Origin of the sequence: Romboutsia sp. MSSM.1001216sp_RTP31141st1_G3_RTP31141_220114, from assembly GCF_039031195.1 — a bacterium.
Lineage (GTDB): Bacteria > Bacillota > Clostridia > Peptostreptococcales > Peptostreptococcaceae > Romboutsia_C > Romboutsia_C hominis.
This window is the reverse complement of the sequence record NZ_JBCIUO010000003.1, coordinates 176682-196221: the sequence shown is the minus strand read 5'-3', so window position 1 is coordinate 196221 and position 19540 is coordinate 176682. Positions and strand designations below refer to the sequence as shown.

Annotated in this window: 22 protein-coding genes, 2 tRNA genes and 1 riboswitch; of the genes, 22 read left to right on the top strand and 2 right to left on the bottom strand. The window is 26.6% G+C overall.

Translation table 11 applies throughout. The features are described 5' to 3' along the window. The first annotated feature begins 11 nt into the window (after positions 1–11). The 13 genes from ABCP60_RS07840 (at position 12) to ABCP60_RS07780 (ending at position 6895) form a co-directional block, all read left to right on the top strand. Positions 12–100 (top strand) — tRNA-Ser (locus ABCP60_RS07840). Positions 101–103: 3 nt separating this feature from the next. Continuing rightward, a tRNA-Phe gene (locus ABCP60_RS07835) sits at positions 104–179 on the top strand. A gap of 263 nt (positions 180–442) precedes the next feature. Next, positions 443–646: a hypothetical protein gene (locus ABCP60_RS07830; RefSeq protein WP_092925220.1), complete on the top strand. Its 204-nt coding sequence runs from the start codon at positions 443–445 to the stop codon at positions 644–646. Positions 647–701: 55 nt separating this feature from the next. Then, the gene (trxA, locus tag ABCP60_RS07825; RefSeq protein WP_195238244.1) at positions 702–1028 is read left to right on the top strand and encodes a thioredoxin; all 327 of its coding nucleotides are present in this window, start codon (positions 702–704) and stop codon (positions 1026–1028) included. 116 nt (positions 1029–1144) lie between these two features. After that, the gene (locus ABCP60_RS07820; RefSeq protein WP_240275741.1) at positions 1145–1366 is read left to right on the top strand and encodes a hypothetical protein; all 222 of its coding nucleotides are present in this window, start codon (positions 1145–1147) and stop codon (positions 1364–1366) included. 257 nt (positions 1367–1623) lie between these two features. Continuing rightward, the gene (locus ABCP60_RS07815) at positions 1624–1962 is read left to right on the top strand and encodes a DUF2325 domain-containing protein (RefSeq protein ID WP_092925226.1); all 339 of its coding nucleotides are present in this window, start codon (positions 1624–1626) and stop codon (positions 1960–1962) included. A 97-nt stretch (positions 1963–2059) separates the two neighbouring features. Continuing rightward, entirely contained in the window at positions 2060–2188 is a 129-nt protein-coding gene (locus tag ABCP60_RS07810) for a FeoB small GTPase domain-containing protein (protein ID WP_343101562.1), read from the top strand. Positions 2189–2229: 41 nt separating this feature from the next. Continuing rightward, positions 2230–2436, top strand: coding sequence for a FeoB small GTPase domain-containing protein (locus tag ABCP60_RS07805; RefSeq protein WP_334292231.1), 207 nt, complete (start codon positions 2230–2232; stop codon positions 2434–2436). Positions 2437–2592: 156 nt separating this feature from the next. Continuing rightward, positions 2593–2982 (top strand): rhodanese-like domain-containing protein, encoded by a 390-nt coding sequence (locus tag ABCP60_RS07800; protein ID WP_092925228.1) that lies wholly within the window; start codon positions 2593–2595, stop codon positions 2980–2982. 40 nt (positions 2983–3022) lie between these two features. Further along, positions 3023–3138: riboswitch (molybdenum cofactor riboswitch) on the top strand. 95 nt (positions 3139–3233) lie between these two features. After that, positions 3234–5063 (top strand): aldehyde ferredoxin oxidoreductase family protein, encoded by a 1830-nt coding sequence (locus ABCP60_RS07795; RefSeq protein ID WP_343101561.1) that lies wholly within the window; start codon positions 3234–3236, stop codon positions 5061–5063. Positions 5064–5088: 25 nt separating this feature from the next. Beyond that, complete coding sequence (locus ABCP60_RS07790) at positions 5089–5313, top strand: MoaD/ThiS family protein (protein WP_166505623.1); 225 nt, start codon at positions 5089–5091, stop codon at positions 5311–5313. Next, positions 5313–5999, top strand: coding sequence for a HesA/MoeB/ThiF family protein (locus ABCP60_RS07785; RefSeq protein WP_092925234.1), 687 nt, complete (start codon positions 5313–5315; stop codon positions 5997–5999). The genes ABCP60_RS07790 and ABCP60_RS07785 overlap by 1 nt, the downstream gene beginning before the upstream one ends. Before the next feature lie 257 nt (positions 6000–6256). Further along, on the top strand, positions 6257–6895 hold the full coding sequence (locus ABCP60_RS07780; protein WP_343101560.1) for a nitroreductase family protein: 639 nt from the start codon (positions 6257–6259) through the stop codon (positions 6893–6895). 30 nt (positions 6896–6925) lie between these two features. Here the strand turns inward: ABCP60_RS07780 and ABCP60_RS07775 are convergent, their stop codons facing one another. Next, positions 6926–7375 carry a MarR family winged helix-turn-helix transcriptional regulator gene (locus tag ABCP60_RS07775; RefSeq protein ID WP_092925238.1) on the bottom strand — a complete coding sequence of 150 codons (450 nt, stop codon included), beginning with the start codon at positions 7373–7375 and terminating at the stop codon, positions 6926–6928. Positions 7376–7542: 167 nt separating this feature from the next. Here ABCP60_RS07775 and ABCP60_RS07770 point away from each other — a divergent pair, with 167 nt between their 5' ends. From ABCP60_RS07770 to ABCP60_RS07760, 3 genes are read left to right on the top strand one after another with little or no spacing between them, the layout of a single operon-like run. Then, positions 7543–8559 carry an aldehyde ferredoxin oxidoreductase N-terminal domain-containing protein gene (locus ABCP60_RS07770; protein ID WP_343101559.1) on the top strand — a complete coding sequence of 339 codons (1017 nt, stop codon included), beginning with the start codon at positions 7543–7545 and terminating at the stop codon, positions 8557–8559. A 21-nt stretch (positions 8560–8580) separates the two neighbouring features. Beyond that, the gene (locus tag ABCP60_RS07765) at positions 8581–9801 is read left to right on the top strand and encodes a molybdopterin molybdotransferase MoeA (protein WP_195238240.1); all 1221 of its coding nucleotides are present in this window, start codon (positions 8581–8583) and stop codon (positions 9799–9801) included. A gap of 33 nt (positions 9802–9834) precedes the next feature. Beyond that, on the top strand, positions 9835–11733 hold the full coding sequence (locus ABCP60_RS07760; protein WP_195238238.1) for a molybdopterin biosynthesis protein: 1899 nt from the start codon (positions 9835–9837) through the stop codon (positions 11731–11733). A 68-nt stretch (positions 11734–11801) separates the two neighbouring features. Here ABCP60_RS07760 and ABCP60_RS07755 read toward each other — a convergent pair whose 3' ends face one another. Then, complete coding sequence (locus ABCP60_RS07755) at positions 11802–12332, bottom strand: hypothetical protein (protein WP_343101558.1); 531 nt, start codon at positions 12330–12332, stop codon at positions 11802–11804. 426 nt (positions 12333–12758) lie between these two features. Here ABCP60_RS07755 and ABCP60_RS07750 point away from each other — a divergent pair, with 426 nt between their 5' ends. The 6 genes from ABCP60_RS07750 (at position 12759) to fdhD (ending at position 19285) form a co-directional block, all read left to right on the top strand. Next, on the top strand, positions 12759–12917 hold the full coding sequence (locus tag ABCP60_RS07750) for a hypothetical protein (protein WP_092925248.1): 159 nt from the start codon (positions 12759–12761) through the stop codon (positions 12915–12917). A gap of 81 nt (positions 12918–12998) precedes the next feature. After that, a complete protein-coding gene (locus ABCP60_RS07745; protein ID WP_195238236.1) occupies positions 12999–13631 on the top strand; it encodes an endonuclease/exonuclease/phosphatase family protein in 633 nt (210 codons plus the stop codon). Between the two features lie 93 nt (positions 13632–13724). Continuing rightward, the gene (locus ABCP60_RS07740) at positions 13725–15002 is read left to right on the top strand and encodes a VanW family protein (RefSeq protein WP_195238234.1); all 1278 of its coding nucleotides are present in this window, start codon (positions 13725–13727) and stop codon (positions 15000–15002) included. Between the two features lie 127 nt (positions 15003–15129). Beyond that, positions 15130–17817 carry a formate dehydrogenase subunit alpha gene (gene fdhF / locus ABCP60_RS07735; protein WP_166505618.1) on the top strand — a complete coding sequence of 896 codons (2688 nt, stop codon included), beginning with the start codon at positions 15130–15132 and terminating at the stop codon, positions 17815–17817. 75 nt (positions 17818–17892) lie between these two features. Next, positions 17893–18528, top strand: coding sequence for a molybdenum cofactor guanylyltransferase (locus tag ABCP60_RS07730; RefSeq protein WP_343101557.1), 636 nt, complete (start codon positions 17893–17895; stop codon positions 18526–18528). After that, entirely contained in the window at positions 18515–19285 is a 771-nt protein-coding gene (gene fdhD, locus ABCP60_RS07725; protein WP_092925258.1) for a formate dehydrogenase accessory sulfurtransferase FdhD, read from the top strand. The genes ABCP60_RS07730 and fdhD overlap by 14 nt, the downstream gene beginning before the upstream one ends. The last annotated feature ends 255 nt before the right edge of the window (positions 19286–19540 follow it).

The window sequence follows — 19540 nt, the reverse complement described above, 5'->3', positions numbered from 1 at the left end:
TAAAAATCATTGGAGAGGTGTCCGAGTGGTTTAAGGAGCTGGTCTTGAAAACCAGTGATGCTTAACGGCACCGTGGGTTCGAATCCCACCCTCTCCGCCATATGCCCAGATAGCTCAGTCGGTAGAGCAGGGGACTGAAAATCCCCGTGTCGGTGGTTCGATTCCGCCTCTGGGCACCAGTAAGGCATCTAGAATATAGATGCTTTTTTATAAATTTTAAATTAATTATAAATCTACTGATAGATACTTAAATTAAAAATAATGACTATGTACTTTAGATATTATATATGAAATTTTTATTGGAAATTAAAACGCATAAATCCATTAATTTGGATTTATGCGTTTTTTAATACATTTATTACTAAGCCACAATTGGTTTAAAGTATGCATTAAAAAAAACATAGGTGGAAATCTAATAAAAAGAAAAGAAAGGGATGTTTATATGAGAAAAGTAAATAACAGTAAAAGAATATTAGATGAAAATCCACAGTTAACTGATTTAGTTAATCATGCACAAACATATACAGATATAAGAAATGCTATAGAAAATGAAAATGAATCAGTTAGTAAGAAAATACATTATAAACAAAAGCCTAAAGCTTTGACATATGATGAAATGCAACCATATAATACAAAATATAAATAAAATTAAAATAAAAATAGAAAGGAGATATACTTAATAAAGTTAAGTATAAATTAGTATGGAAGAATTCGTAAAAATAATAAATGACGAAGAGTTTAACTCTAAAATAGAAAATGGATCAGGGATAGCTGTAGTAGATTTTTTTGCTACTTGGTGTGGCCCATGTAAGATGTTGGCACCAGTTTTTGAGGAAGCTGCAAAGGATGTAGGAAATAAAGCTAGCTTTAGTAAAGTAGATATAGACCAATGTTTAGAATTAGCTAGAAAATATGGTGTAAGTACTGTACCTACAGTTATGATATTTAAAGATGGAAAGCCAGTTGATAAGATGGTAGGTTTTATGCCAAAACAACAAATAATAGAAAAGATAAATTCTAATTTTTAATATTTAAATATATAAAGTAGAAGAAGTGAATAATATAGGGTTGTAACAATGTGCCAATATAAGTCATAAAATATATTAAGGGAATTCCCTTAATATATTTTATGGAGTTGAGAAGATTGGCAAATAAATTAGACAAGACTGTAAAGAAAGTAACAAAGCCAGTTGGAGATATAGGTAAAGAAGTTATAAATGGCGTAGGAAATGTTGCTAAAGAAGCTGTTGGCGGAACTTTAAATGTAGGAAAAGAAGCTATTAAAACAGGATATAATGTAGGAAAAGAAACATTAAATACTGGAAAGAATGTAGGTAAAGCATTAAAGGATAGTATAAAAAAATAGGTAGTATTTTATAATAATAAAATTTATAAATTACTAAATTAAAGTTTTAAAAATAAGTATGAATAAGAAAAGCTATAAAATATAGACTTAAATATATATTTTATAGCTTTTCTTATTATATTTAATTAAATAGTTATTATATAGTTTATGTAAAAATAAATATACAAATGATAAATGAAAATAAATATCAATAAGTATTGACTATCAATAATCAAAGTACTATTATTTAAGTATAGAAGTATGAGAGGTGAAATATTGTGAACTTAGTAATAGTTGGAGGTAATGAAAAGTTAAAAAAAGATTACATAAATTTAGCAAAAGAAAAAGGTCATAAAACTAAAGTTTACTTGAACATGTCAAGTAAGTTAAATAAATCAATCGGAAGTCCAGATGCTCTTGTAATATTCACATCAGTAGTATCTCATAAAATGATAGATGTAGTACAAAAGCATGCAAAAAAGAAAAATATACCGATAATTAGACATAAAAACAGTAGCAAATGTGCATTTTTAGAATGTTTAGAGATGGTGGATGAGTGTTTAGGAAACTGTAATGAATGTAAGTGTAATAAGCTACTAAAACAAAATAAAAGTTAGATAATTTTAATTATATATTATCAGTTAATAACTTTAAGTAATGAATAATATTAATTAAATGATAATAAATATTAAAATCAACAAAATGGGGGAAATTATGATTAGTGTGGCATTATTAGGAAATCCTAATGTTGGTAAGACTACTTTATTTAATGGATTAACAGGTCTTAAACAACGTGTAGGCAACTGGCCAGGTGTAACTATAAAAAAAAATAGGGGAATATAAATGATAATATAAAAATTGTTGACTTGCCTGGAATTTATGCAATGGATACTTTTTCTAATGAAGAGAAAATTTCAAAAGAATACTTAGAAAATGATAATGCAGGTGTAATAGTAAATATAGTACATGCATCAAATTTATCTAGAAATCTTTATTTAACAACTCAACTTATGAAATATAAAAAGCCTATAATATTAATAGTTAACATGATTGACATGGCTAAAAATATAGGAATAGAGATAGATTTATGAAAAATAGATAATATAAAGGTCGTATAAAGTATTTTATACGACCTTTTGCCGTAATAAAAGAAGCACTATAGTCTATACTAGATAATAGTATATAGTAAGGACAATAATCTATTATTGTGGTATAATACAGAAAAGTTAAAAAGTGGTTGAGGTGGAATGTATATTAAATTAGAAGATATAAAAGATGAGGTAACAATAGATGTACGATCAAAAGAAGAATTTGAAAAAATGCCATTGTTTAAATATAATGTACCTGTTATAGATGAAAAAGATCATAAACTATTAAAAAAATATATTATGATAGCTTTTCCTATAATACTAATAGGGCTTATAAAAAATAGAAAAAATATTAAAAGAGATTTACTTAGGTTATCTAATAACAAAGAAAAAACAATAGTTTTAGGATGTTCTCAGGGAAGACTTAGAAGTCCAATAGTAGCTTTTTATTCAAGGTGTTTAGGTATAGACACTAAGATATTAGAAGGGGGGATAAAACAATATTTTAAGCCAGTTAAAAAAGGAATAAAAAAATGGTTTAGCATATGATTGTATTTGACATTTATCAATTTAAATACTACTATTTAATTAAATATAAATTCTCCGATTTTGTTAACCTAAGGCTATGCTATGGTTAATAAAACGGTAGGGTATAAATAGAAATGTTTATGCCTCCTGTTGGAAAGGAGAAAAGTGTAGTAACCTTTCCTTTTTATGCGGATTTTTAGCCTATCTAAAAGTATGGTTACTTTTAGATAGGCTTTTTTGGTTACTATAAATAAAAATAGGAGGAGAAATTTATGTATGGATATAATGGAAAAGTATTAAGAGTAAATTTAAGTGAAAAGACTATTGAGGTAGAAAATTTAGATTTAAAATTAGCTAAAAAATATATAGGGGCTAGAGGTCTTGGTGTAAAAACTTTTATTGATGAAGTAGATCCTATGGTAGAACCATTAAGTTCTGAAAATAAGCTTATAATAGCTACAGGCCCATTAACAGCATCACCTATGCCTACAAGTGGAAGATATATGGTAGTAACAAAATCTCCACTTACAGGAACAATAGCTATATCAAACTCAGGTGGAAAGTGGGGAACTAAGCTTAAAAATGCAGGGTATGATATGTTAATAATAGAAGGTAAATCTGATGATAAAGTATACTTATATATAGAAGATGATAAAGTAGAGATAAAAGATGCTAGTGATTATTGGGGAATGGTATCTAGTGAAATAACTGAAAAATTATCTAAAAAGCATAATAAAGCTAATGTACTTTGCATAGGACCAGCAGGAGAAAATTTATCTCTTATATCAGCAATTATGAATGATGTAGATAGAGCTGCAGGTAGAGGTGGAGTAGGAGCTGTAATGGGTTTTAAAAATTTAAAAGCTATTGTTGTAAAAGGTAGCAAAAAGGTAAATGTAGCTAATGAAGAATTAGTTAAGAGGGTAAATGCTGAAAAGGTAAATATACTTAGAAATAATCCGGTTGCTGGAGGGGGGCTTCCAACTTATGGTACTGCAATTTTAGTTAATATAATAAATGAGAATGGAGTTCATCCAGTTAAAAACTTTCAAGAATCATACACTGATAAGGCGGATTTAATTAGTGGAGAGACAATGACTGAAAATACATTAGTTAAAAAACACGCTTGCTATAGATGTCCTATAGCTTGTGGTAGAGTAGTTAAACTTAAAAATGGTAAAGAGGTAGGAGGACCAGAGTATGAAACCCTTTGGTCTTATGGGTCAGATTGTGATGTATATGATTTACATGCTATAAATGAAGCAAATATGCTTTGTAATGAATATGGATTAGATACTATATCAGCAGGAGCAACTATCGCAACGGCTATGGAGCTTTATCAAAGAGGATATATAAAAGACGAAGAAATCAAAGATGACAAACTATCCCTTAACTGGGGTGATGTTGAAGCTGTAGTTAAGTGGACTGAAAAAATGGCTAAAAGAGAAGGATTTGGAGATTTATTAGCAGATGGTGCATATAGATTGTGTGAAAAGTATGATGCAACTCAGTATTCTATGACTGTCAAAAAACAAGAATTGCCAGCATATGACCCAAGAGGAATACAAGGTCATGGTATAACTTATGCAGTTAATAACAGAGGAGGGTGTCATATAAAAGGATATATGATAAATCCAGAGATACTAGGAGTACCTGAAAAATTAAATAAACTAGAAGTAGAAGGCAAACCAGCTTATGCAAAGGTATTTCATGATTTGACTGCTGTTATAGACTCGTTAGGACTTTGTGTATTTACTACCTTTGGACTAGGACTTGATGATTATGTAGATATGTATAATGCAGTATGTGGAGAAATATATACACCTGAAACATTACTTCAAGCAGGCGATAGAATATGGACTTTAGAAAAAATATTTAATTTAAAAGCAGGAATAGATAGTAGTCAAGATACTTTACCAGATAGGCTAATATATGATCCAATTCCAAATGGACCAACTAAGGGTCATGTTCATAGGTTAGATGAACTACTTCCTAAATATTATGAAGTTAGGGGTTGGGATGAAAATGGGATACCATTAGATGAAACATTAAAAGCACTAGGTCTTGAAGAGTATATAGGAAATATATTTGCAAAAAATTAATATATAAATTTATTAAGGGGATAGCATGAAAATAGAGATAAGGTTATTTGCAACATTTAGAGAAGGAAGAGAGAAAAAACAAGTATTAGAAATTGCAGAGGATATGAATATAATTGATATACTAAAAATTTTAAATATAGACAAAGAAGAAGTATCCATACTTTTACTAAATGGTATGGATGGAGGATTTGATAGAAAACTTAAGGACGGGGATATTTTATCTATATTCCCGCCAGTTGGTGGTGGTTGATGAATAAAAGATATGAAAGAAATATAGGAACTTTAACTAAGGTTGAAAATGATAAATTAAAAAATTTTAAAATTTGTATAGTAGGATGCGGCGGCTTAGGTGGATATGTAATAGAAATGCTATCAAGGATAGGTATAGGTTATTTAAAATTAGTAGATGAAGATTCATTTGATATAAGCAATTTAAATAGGCAAATCTTGTGTAATGAAAATAATATTGGGAAAAATAAGGCTATAGAGGCTAAAGAAAGAATAAAATTAATTAATAATAATGTAAACATAGATATAGTTAGTGAGCATTTAGATAGTAATAACTGTGAAAAGATTATAAATAATTGTCATGTAGTTATAGATGCATTAGATAATATAAGCACTAGATTTATACTTCAAAGATATTGTGAAGCCTTAAATATACCACTAATTCATGGTGCTATAAGTGGATGGTATGGTCAAGTTAGTACTATATATCCAGGAGATAATAATCTAGATTATATATATAAATATAAAAAAGAAACAGATAATAAATTAAGCAATCCTTCTTTTACCCCAGGTCTAGTGGCATCTATACAAGTTAGTGAAGCTATAAAGGTGTTACTTAATAAAGGTGAAATATTAAGAAACAAAGTACTTTTTATAGACTTATTATATGGCGAATATAATATTATAGAGATAGATAAAACATATTAGATTAAATATTTGTAAATATAAATATTAAAATTAAATAATGAAAAAGAAAATATCCTGTAAATTGAATTAAAAAATTTCATTTTATAGGATATTTTTATATAAAATATAAAAAAGTTTGACATAAAACTATTTTTTAGTATACAATTAGTTTGATGACAAACTATTTATAAATAATAAGCAATTATATTTAAATTAGTGATAATACTATAACATATGTATATAGTATAATTATATAAAACATCAAAAGGAGAAGTAAAATGGCAAATTTAGACCTTATATACAATCGTAAGAGTGTAAGAAAATTTAAAGATGAAGAAGTACCAAAAGAAGACATATTAAGAATGCTAGAAGCAGCAACAGAAGCCCCATCTCCAAAGCATCAACAAAACTGGCACTTTGTAGTACTTACTAACCGTGAAGTAATAAATGAAATGGCTGATATAGTAACTAAAAGCCATGAAAAAATAGGTGAATTAGCAAAAACTGAAAAAGATAGAAAAATACATATGAGTGTAATTAAATATTATACATGCTTTAAAAATGCTCCAGTAGTAATAATGGTATATGGATCAGAATATAAAATGATAGAATATAAAATATTAAAAGAAAATAACGCACCTCAAGAAGTGTTAGATGTTTTAGTATCTCCTCAATCAGCAGCTCAAGGAATAGGTGCAGCAGTTGAAAACTTCCTATTAGCAGCAACAGAAATGGGATATGGAACTTGCTATATGACAGGACCTACTCATGCAAAAACTGAAATAGAAAAGTTAATAGGATTTGATAAACCAGGATTTGAATTAATGTCTATGATATCTTTAGGTGTAGCTGAAGAAAATACACCTCCTAAGCCACCTCGTAAACCACTTGAAGAAGTAGTTACATTTATAGACTAATTAAAAAAGTGTCTCTTATAGAGGCACTTTTTATATATACTTATCATTTTCAATTTTAAAATTAGAACTAAGTTTTCTAAGTAATCTAAGAAATTCTTCTTTTTCTTCTTTTGTAAAGTCTTTATAAGCAGTTTCTTTAACTTGAGATGATATAAAGTTAAATTTATCTTCAATATTTTTTGCTTTTTGAGTCAAACTTATATAAGTAACGCGCTTATCCTTAGTACATTTTTCTTTTTTTACATATCCTAAATCTATAAGTTTATTTACTAAAGAAGTAACTGTTGACTTATCTTTACCAATTTTTTTTGAAATTTCTTTCATAGTGAGCTTTTTATCACTTTCATAAAGCGCAGTTAGTATATTGCCATGAGTTGGTATTAAGTCAGTTAAGTCATTTTCTTTTAATTTATTTTCTATGAATTTTATCATATTAGCTTTTGTTCTACTAATAAAATAAATAATGTATTTATCTTTCATTTTAGTTCTCCAATCTAGAGGAAATTATAATAATCTCTATTTATATATAATATCATATTTACCCATATTTTTTTATAAAACATAGAATTTTACAATATATAGTCTAAAAAATGACATAATATTTAATTCTACAGTGATATAATTAACATTAGGGGAGGGGGTAACTGATGAGAAAAATTCTATACATAAACTTAAAAAACGAAAAGGTAAAGTCAGTGCATCAGTATGACGAACACAAAATAAATTTAAGTAATAATAATTTAGTATTTGAAGCTCCATCTTTAGCAGGTTATGGTGTAGTTGGACTCAACAAACTTAAGGTATATGATAAAAATTCTTTATCTCAAACTGGAGGTCATTTTGCACATTTTATGAAATGTAATGGGTATGATTTTTTAGTGTTTGAAGGAGAAAGTGATACACCTATATATTTATATATAGATAAGGAAAGTGTAAAAATAAAAGAAGCAAGTCACCTAATAGATAAAGATTATGATAAAGTTGTTGAGTCTATAAAAGAAGAATTAAGTACTAATGAATTAGAAATCGCATCAATAGGATTGGCATCAGTTAAAAAAATAGATTTCTCTAAAATAATATTTAGAAATAATAAATCTTGTGGAAAAAATGGATTAGGAAAATTAATGGCAGATAAAAATATAAAAGCTATAGTACTAAAGAAACAAGAAAATTTAATACCATACGATATACCAACATTAAAAAAATATAATGATTCTATAGCTAGAAAAATAACTAATAAGTCAAATATTAATTGGTATGATGAGAATAATACTTGTTATGGATGTTGTCTAAATTGTAAAAATACATCTTTGAGCAAAATAAAAGGATACGGATTTAGCGAAAAAGAAGCAAGCGATATAAATAATATATCAAACTTTTATGGATTAGACAGTATAACATTAGCTAGAGGAATAGACACATACAAAAAGACTTTTGATACAGAAATAGTAGATTTAGAAAATTTTATTGAAGATATTATAAATAACTATTCGTATTATAAACCATTATTTATAAATGAAGGTAAATTTTTTAAGAAAAATAAAACATTACAAGAATGTGAAAAGCTAGGTTTTTGCAAACTTTTAATGGAAAAAGATATTTTAAATGATAAAGATAAAAAAATACTAGCAAAATCAATACTTGGAGTTAGTATTGCTATTTAATGTTATTAAAAGGGGATAGTTATGAAATTATTTGATGTAACAACAGTAGATAAAGTATTAGAAATAATGAAAAATAAATTTAAAAAAGATATAATTTCTGAGAAAGTAAGTTTAATAGATGGCTTAAATAGATATATATCAGATGATATTAAATCAAATATAAATGTACCTCACTTTAGAAAATCATTAGTAGATGGATATTCAGTATTATTTAATGATGTATTTTTAGCTAGTGAATCAAATCCTGTATGCTTAAAAAAAATAGACGAAAGTTATATGGGAAAAATTTGTAATACTTTATTAGAAGAAGAAACTTGTGTGTATACTCCAACAGGTGCTATGGTACCAAAAAATTCACAGGGAGTTGTAATGATAGAATATTGTGAAGTGTTAAATGAAAAAGATATACTCATACAAAATTCTATATCATTTAATGAAAATATAGTAGAGGTCGGAGAAGACATAAAAGAAAATGAAGTATTATATGAAAAAGGACATCTTATAAATGAAAGAGATATTGGAGTATTAGCAGGAGCTAATATAAAAGAAGTAGATGTTTATGAAAAACTTACTGTTGGTATAATATCAACGGGAGATGAAATATTAGATATAAGTGAAGATATAAAAGAAGCTAAGATAAAAGATATAAATGCATACATACTATATGGTCAATTAAAAAACATAAATTTAAATCCTATCATATACCCATCAGCAAAAGATAATCTTAATGACATAATAAATTTAATCCAAAAAGCTCTCAATGAATGTGACATAATTTTAATATCGGGAGGAAGCTCTGTAGGTAAAAAAGACGAAACATTAAAAGCAATAGAAAGCTTTGAAAATAGTGAAGTCTTAGTAGAAGGTATAGCTATAAAACCAGGAAAGCCAACTATAATAGCAAGTATATGTAATAAATTGGTAATGGGACTTCCAGGTCATCCTTTATCTTGTGCCTTTGTAATAGAGGCAATATTTAAGAAATATATAAAAAGTTTATATAATATAGATAAGGAAGAATATACACTTTGTGAATTTACATACAACTATCATAAGGCTAAAGGACGAGAAGAATATTTAGGTGTAAATATAGAGAAAAAAGACAATAGGCTAGTATGTGTACCTATATTTTCAAAATCAAGTACTATAAAGCAGTTTGCAAAGTGTGATGGATATGTAAAAATCGATAGAGAATTAGAAGGTATAAAAAATGGAGATATAGTTAAAGTATATACTTTTTAAAGATTTAATCATAGTAAATATAGGGGGAAGGATATGAAGGGATATCTATCTAATATTTCATTAGAAGAAGGATTAAAAAAATATATTAATGAAATATTAAGTCTAAAAAAAATAGATACTAAATTTATAGATGTAGATAAATGTTTAAACAAAGTTACAAGTGATGCTGTTTTTGCAAAGTTATCATCTCCATTTTATAACTGTTCTGCAATGGATGGAGTAGCAGTAAAATCAAAACTTACATTTATGGCTAATGAACAAAATATAATAACTTTAAAAGAGGATAAAGAATATATAGAAGTAGATACAGGAGATCCTATACCTAAGGAATTTGATGCAGTTATAATGGTAGAGGATTTATTAGAGAAAAAGGATGGACAAATAAAAATTTATAAACCGGCAATTCCTTGGCAGCATATAAGATGCTTAGGGGAAGATATAGTTGAAACAGAGATGATAGTTCCAAGCTTTCATAAAATAAGACCTCAAGATATAGCATCTATGATAAGTGCAAAGGTAGATAAAGTAAAAGTATTTAAAGATTTTAAGGTAGGAATTATACCAACAGGAACAGAATTAATAGATAGATATAAAACACCTGAAATCGGAGATATTATAGAATTTAACTCTAAATTATTTGAAGGGCTTATACTAGAGTATGGAGCAACACCTGTTGTTTATCCAATAGTAGAAGATAATTATTATAAAATAAAGCAAAGTGTGCTATTAGCACTAAGTGAGTGCGATATGGTACTTATAAACGCAGGCTCATCACAAGGTAGAGAAGATTATACATATGACATAATAGAAGAATTAGGAAAAGTAGTGATACATGGAATAGCTATAAAACCTGGAAAACCTGCAATACTTGGATATGGTCAAAATAAACCTATAATAGGAATACCGGGATATCCTGTATCTGGATGGGTTGTAATGGAAAACATAGTAAAAGAAGTAATATCAAAACTTACACATAAAGAGATAGAAAAAAGGAATGTTATAAGGGCAAGACTTACAAAGAGAATAATGAGTTCATTAAAGTATAAAGAATTTGTAAGAGTTAAAGTAGGAAATATAAATAATGAATATGTCGCTACGCCTATAAAAAGAGGAGCGGGAACTGTAACTAGCTTAGTACATGCTGATGGAGTTATAACAATACCTCAAAATATAGAAGGAATAGAAGAAGGTAGCTATGTAGATGTACAACTATTGAATGATATAAGCAAAATAGAAAAAACAATAGTATCTATAGGAAGTCATGATATAGTTATGGATCTAATAAATAATGAGTTGACTAAAAAAACTGAAGGAAAATTTAAGCTTAGTTCAACTCATGTTGGTAGTTTTCAAGGAATATTGTCTATAAAAAAGGATGAGTGCCATATAGCTCCAATACATTTATTTGATGTAGACTGTGAAACTTATAATAAATCTTATGTAAAGAAATATATAGATGAAGATGTATCTATAATAAAACTTGTAAATAGAACACAAGGTTTAATAGTTAAGAAAGGGAATCCACTTAATATAAAAGGAATTAAAGATTTGGTTAATATACGATATATAAATAGACAAAAAGGTTCTGGAACTAGAGTGTTATTTGATTATTTACTAAAAAAAGAAAACATAAAAAAGAGTGATATAAAAGGATATGAAAGGGAAGAATTAACTCATATGTCACTAGCCAAAGCAATACAAAATGATGATTGTGATTGTGGATTAGGTGTATATTCAGCAGCTAAAGTATTTGATTTAGATTTTATACCTATATGTGAAGAAGAATATGATTTACTTATTAAAACTGAATACCTAGAACTTGAGTTTATAAAAAACCTACTCGAAGTAATAAAAGACAATAAATTTTTAAAAAATGTTAAAAGTTTAGGCGGATATAATACTAATAATACAGGTGAAATAATAAGTTTATAAAAAATAGGTAAAAAGCAATTAATTGCTTTTTACCTATTTTTTTACTTTAAAGATTATATATTTATATTTTACTTTACATATTCATCTCCATTTATAACAATCGAGCTAGTATTGCTATTATCGAGTATTGCATCAAAAGGTTGGCTATTTTTGCCGTTTATGTGTATATCACCTTGAACATACACTCTATCTCCATTTTTATGCATAGAATTAGGGGATATATTATACTTGCTGTTTATAGACAATACACTAACTATATCTTTTTCTAGAATTTCAGAATAAGTTTTGAATTCTTTATCAGAAACAGCAATATTAGTTTGTTTATTAATTGATAAAGGTCTTCCAGTTGGACCGATCTTACCTTTTAAAAGAGTTGTATCTATAAAAAATATCAAACTAAAGAATAATACTATAGAAAGTATAATGAAAAATATTTTATTACTCTTGATAAAATTAACACTTTTTTCTTTTTTCTTTTTAAACCTAGGATAAGGAATGACTTTACCATAGACATTAGACTTATTATCAGGCTTTATATTATTGTTTTTATCATTATCTCTTTGCTTAAATGGAATGGTCTTATTAACTGTAGTTTTCACATTCATCCCCCTTTTTTTATATCCCCTCAATATAATAGTAGTACTTGGAGAAGAAATAAACAATAAAATAAAGGCAAGATAATATTACAAACATAAATAGTTTTCCTCAAATTGCAACAATGATAATCCTTAAAATTCAAATATTTTTAAAAAATACATAAAGATTAGACAAAATATAGTATTTAAATAAATTATAAAAAACAGAACAAAATATACATAGAAAAATAAAAAATAATATTAATATCAAAAAATGTATATTTGCTATTGCTAAGAACGGTTGTTTGGTATATAATCTAAAATGTAAGAAAAGTAAAGGAACGATTGTTTTAAAATTAAAATATATAAATAATTTAAAAAATAGTAATATTTAAAAAAGTTTAAAAATATAATGAGATATAAAGATTTTAAAAAGGAGTGTTACTAAGGATGATAACTACTAGAAATATAAAGGAGATAACATTATCTAATTTAAAAAATGGGGAAGTAAGTTTAAGTGAGTTAAATGAATTGTATAATAGAACAGGATTTATATTTATAGGTAGTAAGGGAAGGTTTACAAAAATTCAAAAGGAAATTAAGCATTAAAAAATAACCTAGCTTAGCTGATAACATGTCTAAGCTAGGTTTTAATATTTTATAAATAAGTGTAATTAAGGAGGCTTTGGTATGAAAATGGTAACATATAATATACATAAGGCTAGTGATTTAAATAATAAAAACACTTTAAATAAGATAACTAAATACTTAAAGAGCAAAGAATTTGATGTTATTTGCCTACAAGAAGTTTTGTATCCACAGTTTGCGAAGTTAAAACAAAACTTAAATATGGATGGAGTATTTTGTGCAAATATTATAAATCAAAATATGATGTATGGTATATGCACTTTTTCAAAATATGAAATAGACGTACACGAACACGTGTTGCTAACTAGTAAAAAAGAACAAAGAGGATTTTTATATACAAACGTATTTTCTAAAAATGGAAAGTTTAATATTATAAATACCCACTTAGGATTAGATAAAAACGAAAGGTATATTCAGATAAATGAGATATTAAATTACTCAAATAAACTACCGAATAAGATTATAATATGCGGAGATTTAAATGAGAAAAATTTAAGTATAAATACGTATAATGATGTAGCTATTTATACAGGAAATTTCCAAAAAGGAACATTTATAAAAAATGATGCTAGAATAGATTATATATTCTCAGACAAACTAATAACTATAGATGATTATTATATAGATAAGATAGACTATTCAGATCATTATCCAATAATCTGTAAATTCAGATAAAATGTAACAATAAAGTTACACATTTTATTCTAATCTTGTTTGAAAAAATTTAATCAAATATAATTTAATTACAATTTAAAATGAGGTGGAGTAATGAGTAAAGAAAAAAAGTCATCTAGGTCTTATAGACTTAAAGAGAATAAAAGAAAGACATCTATTATATCTAGTATAGGGTTAATATTTATACTTGGAATTATGATTAATTATTTTAATAAAAATTGTATTTATAATGATAAAATAGCAAAAAACATATATATAGAAAATGTAGATGTATCTAATATGACAAAAGAAGAAGCTATTAAAGTTGTAGATGAAAATATATCACCACGTGACATAAATCTTTTGTATGAAGATAAATCATATAAGATATCTCCAAATGATATAGATCTAACTTATGATACAAAAAATGTAATTGATAAAGCTTATAACTATACTAAAACTGATAGTTACATAGAAAACATAAAACGATATTTATCACTTAGAAAGGATAAAAAAGAGTTCAATATAAATTCTAATTACAATGAGGCTAAGCTTAGTGAAAAAATACAAAATATATCAAAAGATATAAATGTTGATATGATTAATGCGAAAGTTTATATATCAAATTATGGAGGAATTAGTACATCACCATCAACAATTGGTAAAGAATTAGACATAGCAAACACTAAAGATGTAATATTAAATAATATAAAGAATAAAAACTATAGTGATATAAATTTAAAGGTAAATATAAAAAAACCTCATGTTAAAACTGAAGATGCTAAAAGTGTAAATACTTTATTAGGAGAATTTACAACTAAGTTTTCTACATCTTTAACTGGGAGAGTACAAAATATAAGAGTAGCGGGAAATAAAAGTAGTGATGTACTTTTAATGCCTGGTGAAGAATACTCATATAATGAATATACAGGGGTGAGAAATAAGGCTAATGGATATAAGGATGCACCTGTTATTATAAATGGAAAGCTAGAAGATGGATTAGGTGGAGGCGTATGTCAAGTTTCTACTACTTTATATAATGCAGTTTTAGAATCTGGGCTTAAGCTAATTTCAATAACTAATCATTCCTTATTATCAACTTATGTTCCAATAGGTAGAGATGCTATGGTAAATGACGGTGGAACTGATTTTAGATTTAAAAATCAATATAACCATCCTGTATATGTGAAAACCGTAGTAGGAAATGGTACTTTAACTTGTAGGATATATGGAAATGATAGTGATAAAAAAAATATAGAAATATATGTAGAGGCATTTAAACAAAATGGTTTAGATGCATCAAAAACTTATAGAAAATATAAAGATTCAAATGGAAATGTAATAGATACAGAGTACATTCATAAAAGTGTATATAAAAAACCTAATAAATAAAAAAAGCCTATGTATTTTCATAGGCTTTTTTTTCATAAGTTAATATAAAATATCATATTATAGAAGGAATAGAAGTATATATGGTTGAAAATATTAAAACAGTTAAATTTTAATAGGGGGTAATACTTTGGTAAATATAATTATAAATGATACTAAAGTTAGTGTTAAAAAAGGAACCACAATTTTTAATGCTTGTAAAAGTATAGGAATAGAATTGCCTAACTTTTGTAATGATGAAAGATTAAATCCAAGCGGACTATGTAGAATGTGTGTAGTAGAGATTAAAGGAAGTAAAAATTTAGAAGTAGCTTGTGGAAAAATAGTAAAAGAAGGAATGGAAATATTAACAAATAGCAAGAAAGTACAAAGCGCAAGAAAAGAAATATTAGAACTTATGATATCAGACCATCCATTAGAGTGCACAACATGTGCAAGATCAGGTTCATGTAAATTACAAGACTATTCAAGTATATATCTAAATAATTTCAAACCTAAATATGACAACCAGCCTAAGAAATTGCCTATTGATGACAGTAATCCATTTTTTTATTATGACCCAAATAAATGTATTCTTTGTAAAAAATGCGTAAGAGTATGTGAAGAATTACAAGAAGTGAGTGCTATAAGTTCAGTTGATAGAGGTTATGAAACTGAAATTACTCCATTCTTTAGAGAAAATTTAAATGAATCAAGTTGTGTATCTTGTGGTAATTGTGTATCAATTTGTCCAGTAGGAGCACTAGTTCCTAAAAATGCAGATTTTTACAACACTAAAAAAGTGAAGACTACTTGTTCTTATTGTGGAGTGGGATGTCAATTAGAGTTACAAGTTAAAGATGATAAGGTAGTAGGATCTCAACCAGTATTTGGTGAAGTAAATGATGGACTACTGTGTGTTAAAGGTAAATTTGGATACAAATTTATAAATCATGAAGATAGACTTAAAAATCCACTAATAAAAGTTGGTGAAAAATTTGAAGAAGTTACTTGGGAGAAAGCATATGACTACATATTAGAAAACTTTAATAAAACGAAGAAAGTTTATGGTAGTGATGCTTTTGCAGGGCTATCTTCAGCAAGATGTAGTAATGAAGAAAACTATTTATTCCAAAAAATGATAAGAGGAGTAATGGGAACTAATAATGTAGACCATTGTGCTCGACTCTGACATTCCTCAACAGTTGCAGGTCTTGCAACTACATTAGGTAGTGGTGCTATGACAAATAGCATTGAAGAGGTAAGTAATTTAGAATCTATATTTGTAATAGGCTCTAATACAACAGAAAATCATCCTGTTATAGGAGCGAAAATAAAACAAGCAGTAAGTAAAGGAGCGAAATTAATCGTAGCAGACCCAAGAAAAATAGAGCTAGCTAAAAGAGCTGATGTATTTTTACAGATAAATCCTGGAACAAATGTAGCCTTATTAAACACTATGATGAATGTTATAATATCTGAAAATTTACAAGATGATGAATATATAAAAGAAAGAACTGAAAACTATGAAGCTTTAAAAGAATTAGTTAAAGATTATACACCTGAGGAAGGTGCTAGAATATGTGGAGTAGATAAAGATGATATTATAAAAGCTGCTAGAATATATGCAACTAATGACAGTGCAACATTTTACTCTATGGGTATAACTCAACATTCAACAGGAACCCAAAATGTAATGAGTATATCAAATTTAGCACTTTTATGCGGTAATTTAGGAAAAGAATATACTGGAGTAAATCCACTTAGAGGCCAAAACAATGTGCAAGGTGCATGTGATATGGGAGCTTTACCGAATGTATTTACAGGATATCAAAGTGTATTAAATGAAGATATTGTTAAAAAATTTGAAAATGCATGGGGAGTAAAATTGCCTAATAAGGTAGGTTTAACAGTTCCAGAGATAACTAATGCTATAGGACATGGCGATATAAGGTTTTTATATATAATGGGTGAAAATCCTATGATATCAGACCCAGATATAAATCATATAAAAAAGGCTCTAGAAAAACTAGATTTCTTGGTTGTACAAGATATATTCTTAACTGAAACAGCAGAACTTGCAGATGTAGTTTTACCTGCTGCATCTTTTGCAGAGAAAGATGGAACATTTACAAATACGGATAGAAGAGTTCAAAGAATAAGGGAAGCTATAAAGCCTGTATATAATTCAAAACCTGATTGGGTTATATTGATGGAGATCATGAATAAATTAGGATATGATAAAACCTATGAATCTCCAAAAGAAATAATGAAAGAGATTAGTGAATTAACACCATCATACGCTGGAATAACTTATGAAAGAATAGAAATGAAAGGATTACAGTGGCCATGTACCAACATTAATCATGAGGGCACTAAAATATTACATACAGATAAATTTGCAAAAGGTAAAGCAACATTTGTTCCTTGTGATTATACATTAAGTTTTGAAGGTTTAAGTGAAGAGTATCCATATACATTAGTTAATGGAAGGATATTATATCATTATCATACCAGAACAATGACAGGTAAGGTAGAGGGTCTTAATGAAAAGGCACCACATTCATATATAGAAGTAAATCCAATAACAGCCAATAAGCTAGGATTTAAAGAAAATGAAAAAATAAAGGTATCTTCAAAGCGTGGAGAAATAGAAACTTATGTAAGAATAACTGATATAGTTGATGAAGATGTATTTTTTATGCCTTTCCACTTTGCTGATGGAGCTGCAAATTATCTTACTAATACTACATTAGATAAGGTGAGTAAAGTACCAGATTTAAAGGTATGTGCTATAAAAGTAGAAAAAATAAGAAATAAAGAATTAGCACATGCTTAAAATATAGTAAATAAGGATATAAATTAATTTATATCCTTATTTTTAAAACACTACTTTAATATAAAGGTGATTAATATGGATAATCTAAATACAGCTATAATACTAGCTGGCGGAAAAAGTAGTAGAATGGGGTTTGATAAGCAATTTTTAGTAATCAATGAAAAGAGATTAATATTAGATATTGCTAAAAAGCTTAAAAAACACTTTAAAGAAATAATAATAGTGACTAATAAAAAAGAGTATTATAAAGATTTAGGGTACAAAGTTGTAGAGGATGAAATAAAGGGTATGGGACCACTGGCAGGAATAAGTGTAGGGCTTAAAAATAGTAGTAGTTTATATGCTTATATAATAGCTTGTGATATGCCTGTCTTAGATGATAATTATATAAAATACATTAAAGCAATGGTCAATAAAGACATAAAAGGTAAAAAGGAATCTCATATTTATATATCTATATTAAATGATAAAATACAGCTTTTTCATGGTGCTTATAAAAAAAAATTAGGATATGAAATGAAAGATTATATATTAAACTCAAATAGAAAATCTATAATAAGCTTTTTTGAAAGAAATAATAAAAATGTGTATTATGTTAAAGAAGATGAATTTAAAAATAATAAATTTAATGAAAATATGTTTACAAACTTAAATACAAGAGAAGAACTAGATTCTTATAAAAAGGAAATATATAGCTATGGATGTGGTTAAAAAATATAAAATAAAAAGATACATAAATGGGGAATTAATAGAAGTTGATGATGATATAGTGGTAGAGTATTTATTTACTATATATATAAACGAATATGAATATATAACACTAATATGTACTCCAAGTTCATTACTACATTTAGCAGTAGGATTTTTGTATTCAGATGAGATAATAACTTCATATAATGATATTAATAGCATTAATGTATTTGAAAAAGAAGGATATGTAGATATAAAAATAGTTAATAAAAACAATATAAATAATAAGTTAAATGAAAAAAGAGCTATAACTAGTGGTTGTGGTAAAGGGAGTATATATTATAAGTCTTTAAAAAAGTTAAAAATAAAACTTGATGATACTTTAAATATAGATAAGTTAGATTATAAAAATATAAATAAGCTTATAAATAAATTTAATGAAAAATCAGAAGTATTTAAAAATACTGGTGGGGTACATAGTGTAGCTCTTAGTAATTTTAAAGAGATATTATTTTTTAAAGAAGACATAGGAAGACATAATGCATTAGACAAGGTAATAGGGAAGTGTTTAGTAGATAATATAGATATAAATAATAAATTAATACTTACAAGTGGAAGAATAACATCTGAAATAATATTAAAATGCTTTAATTTAAATTTAAAATATATAGTATCAAGATCAGCTATAACTGATATGGCTATGAAATTATCAAAAGAATTAGGTATTAAAGTAATAGGCTTTGCAAGGGGAGAAAAAATGAATATATATAATGATTAGTAACATTATTATATATGCTTTATTAATACCGTTTTTTGAAAAAATAAGTATATTGATATAATAAAGGTATTAATAAGATTTTAAATTTATTGACTTAAAAAATATATATAAAAATTATAACATTATTATAACTACAGTATATGGTATAAAAATATAAAAGGTAAACTTAAAATATTTGCTGAAAATACTAGAATAAAATTTTCTAGTATTTTTTATATTTTTATAAAAAAGTTAAAACTTTTTACTAAAACCCAG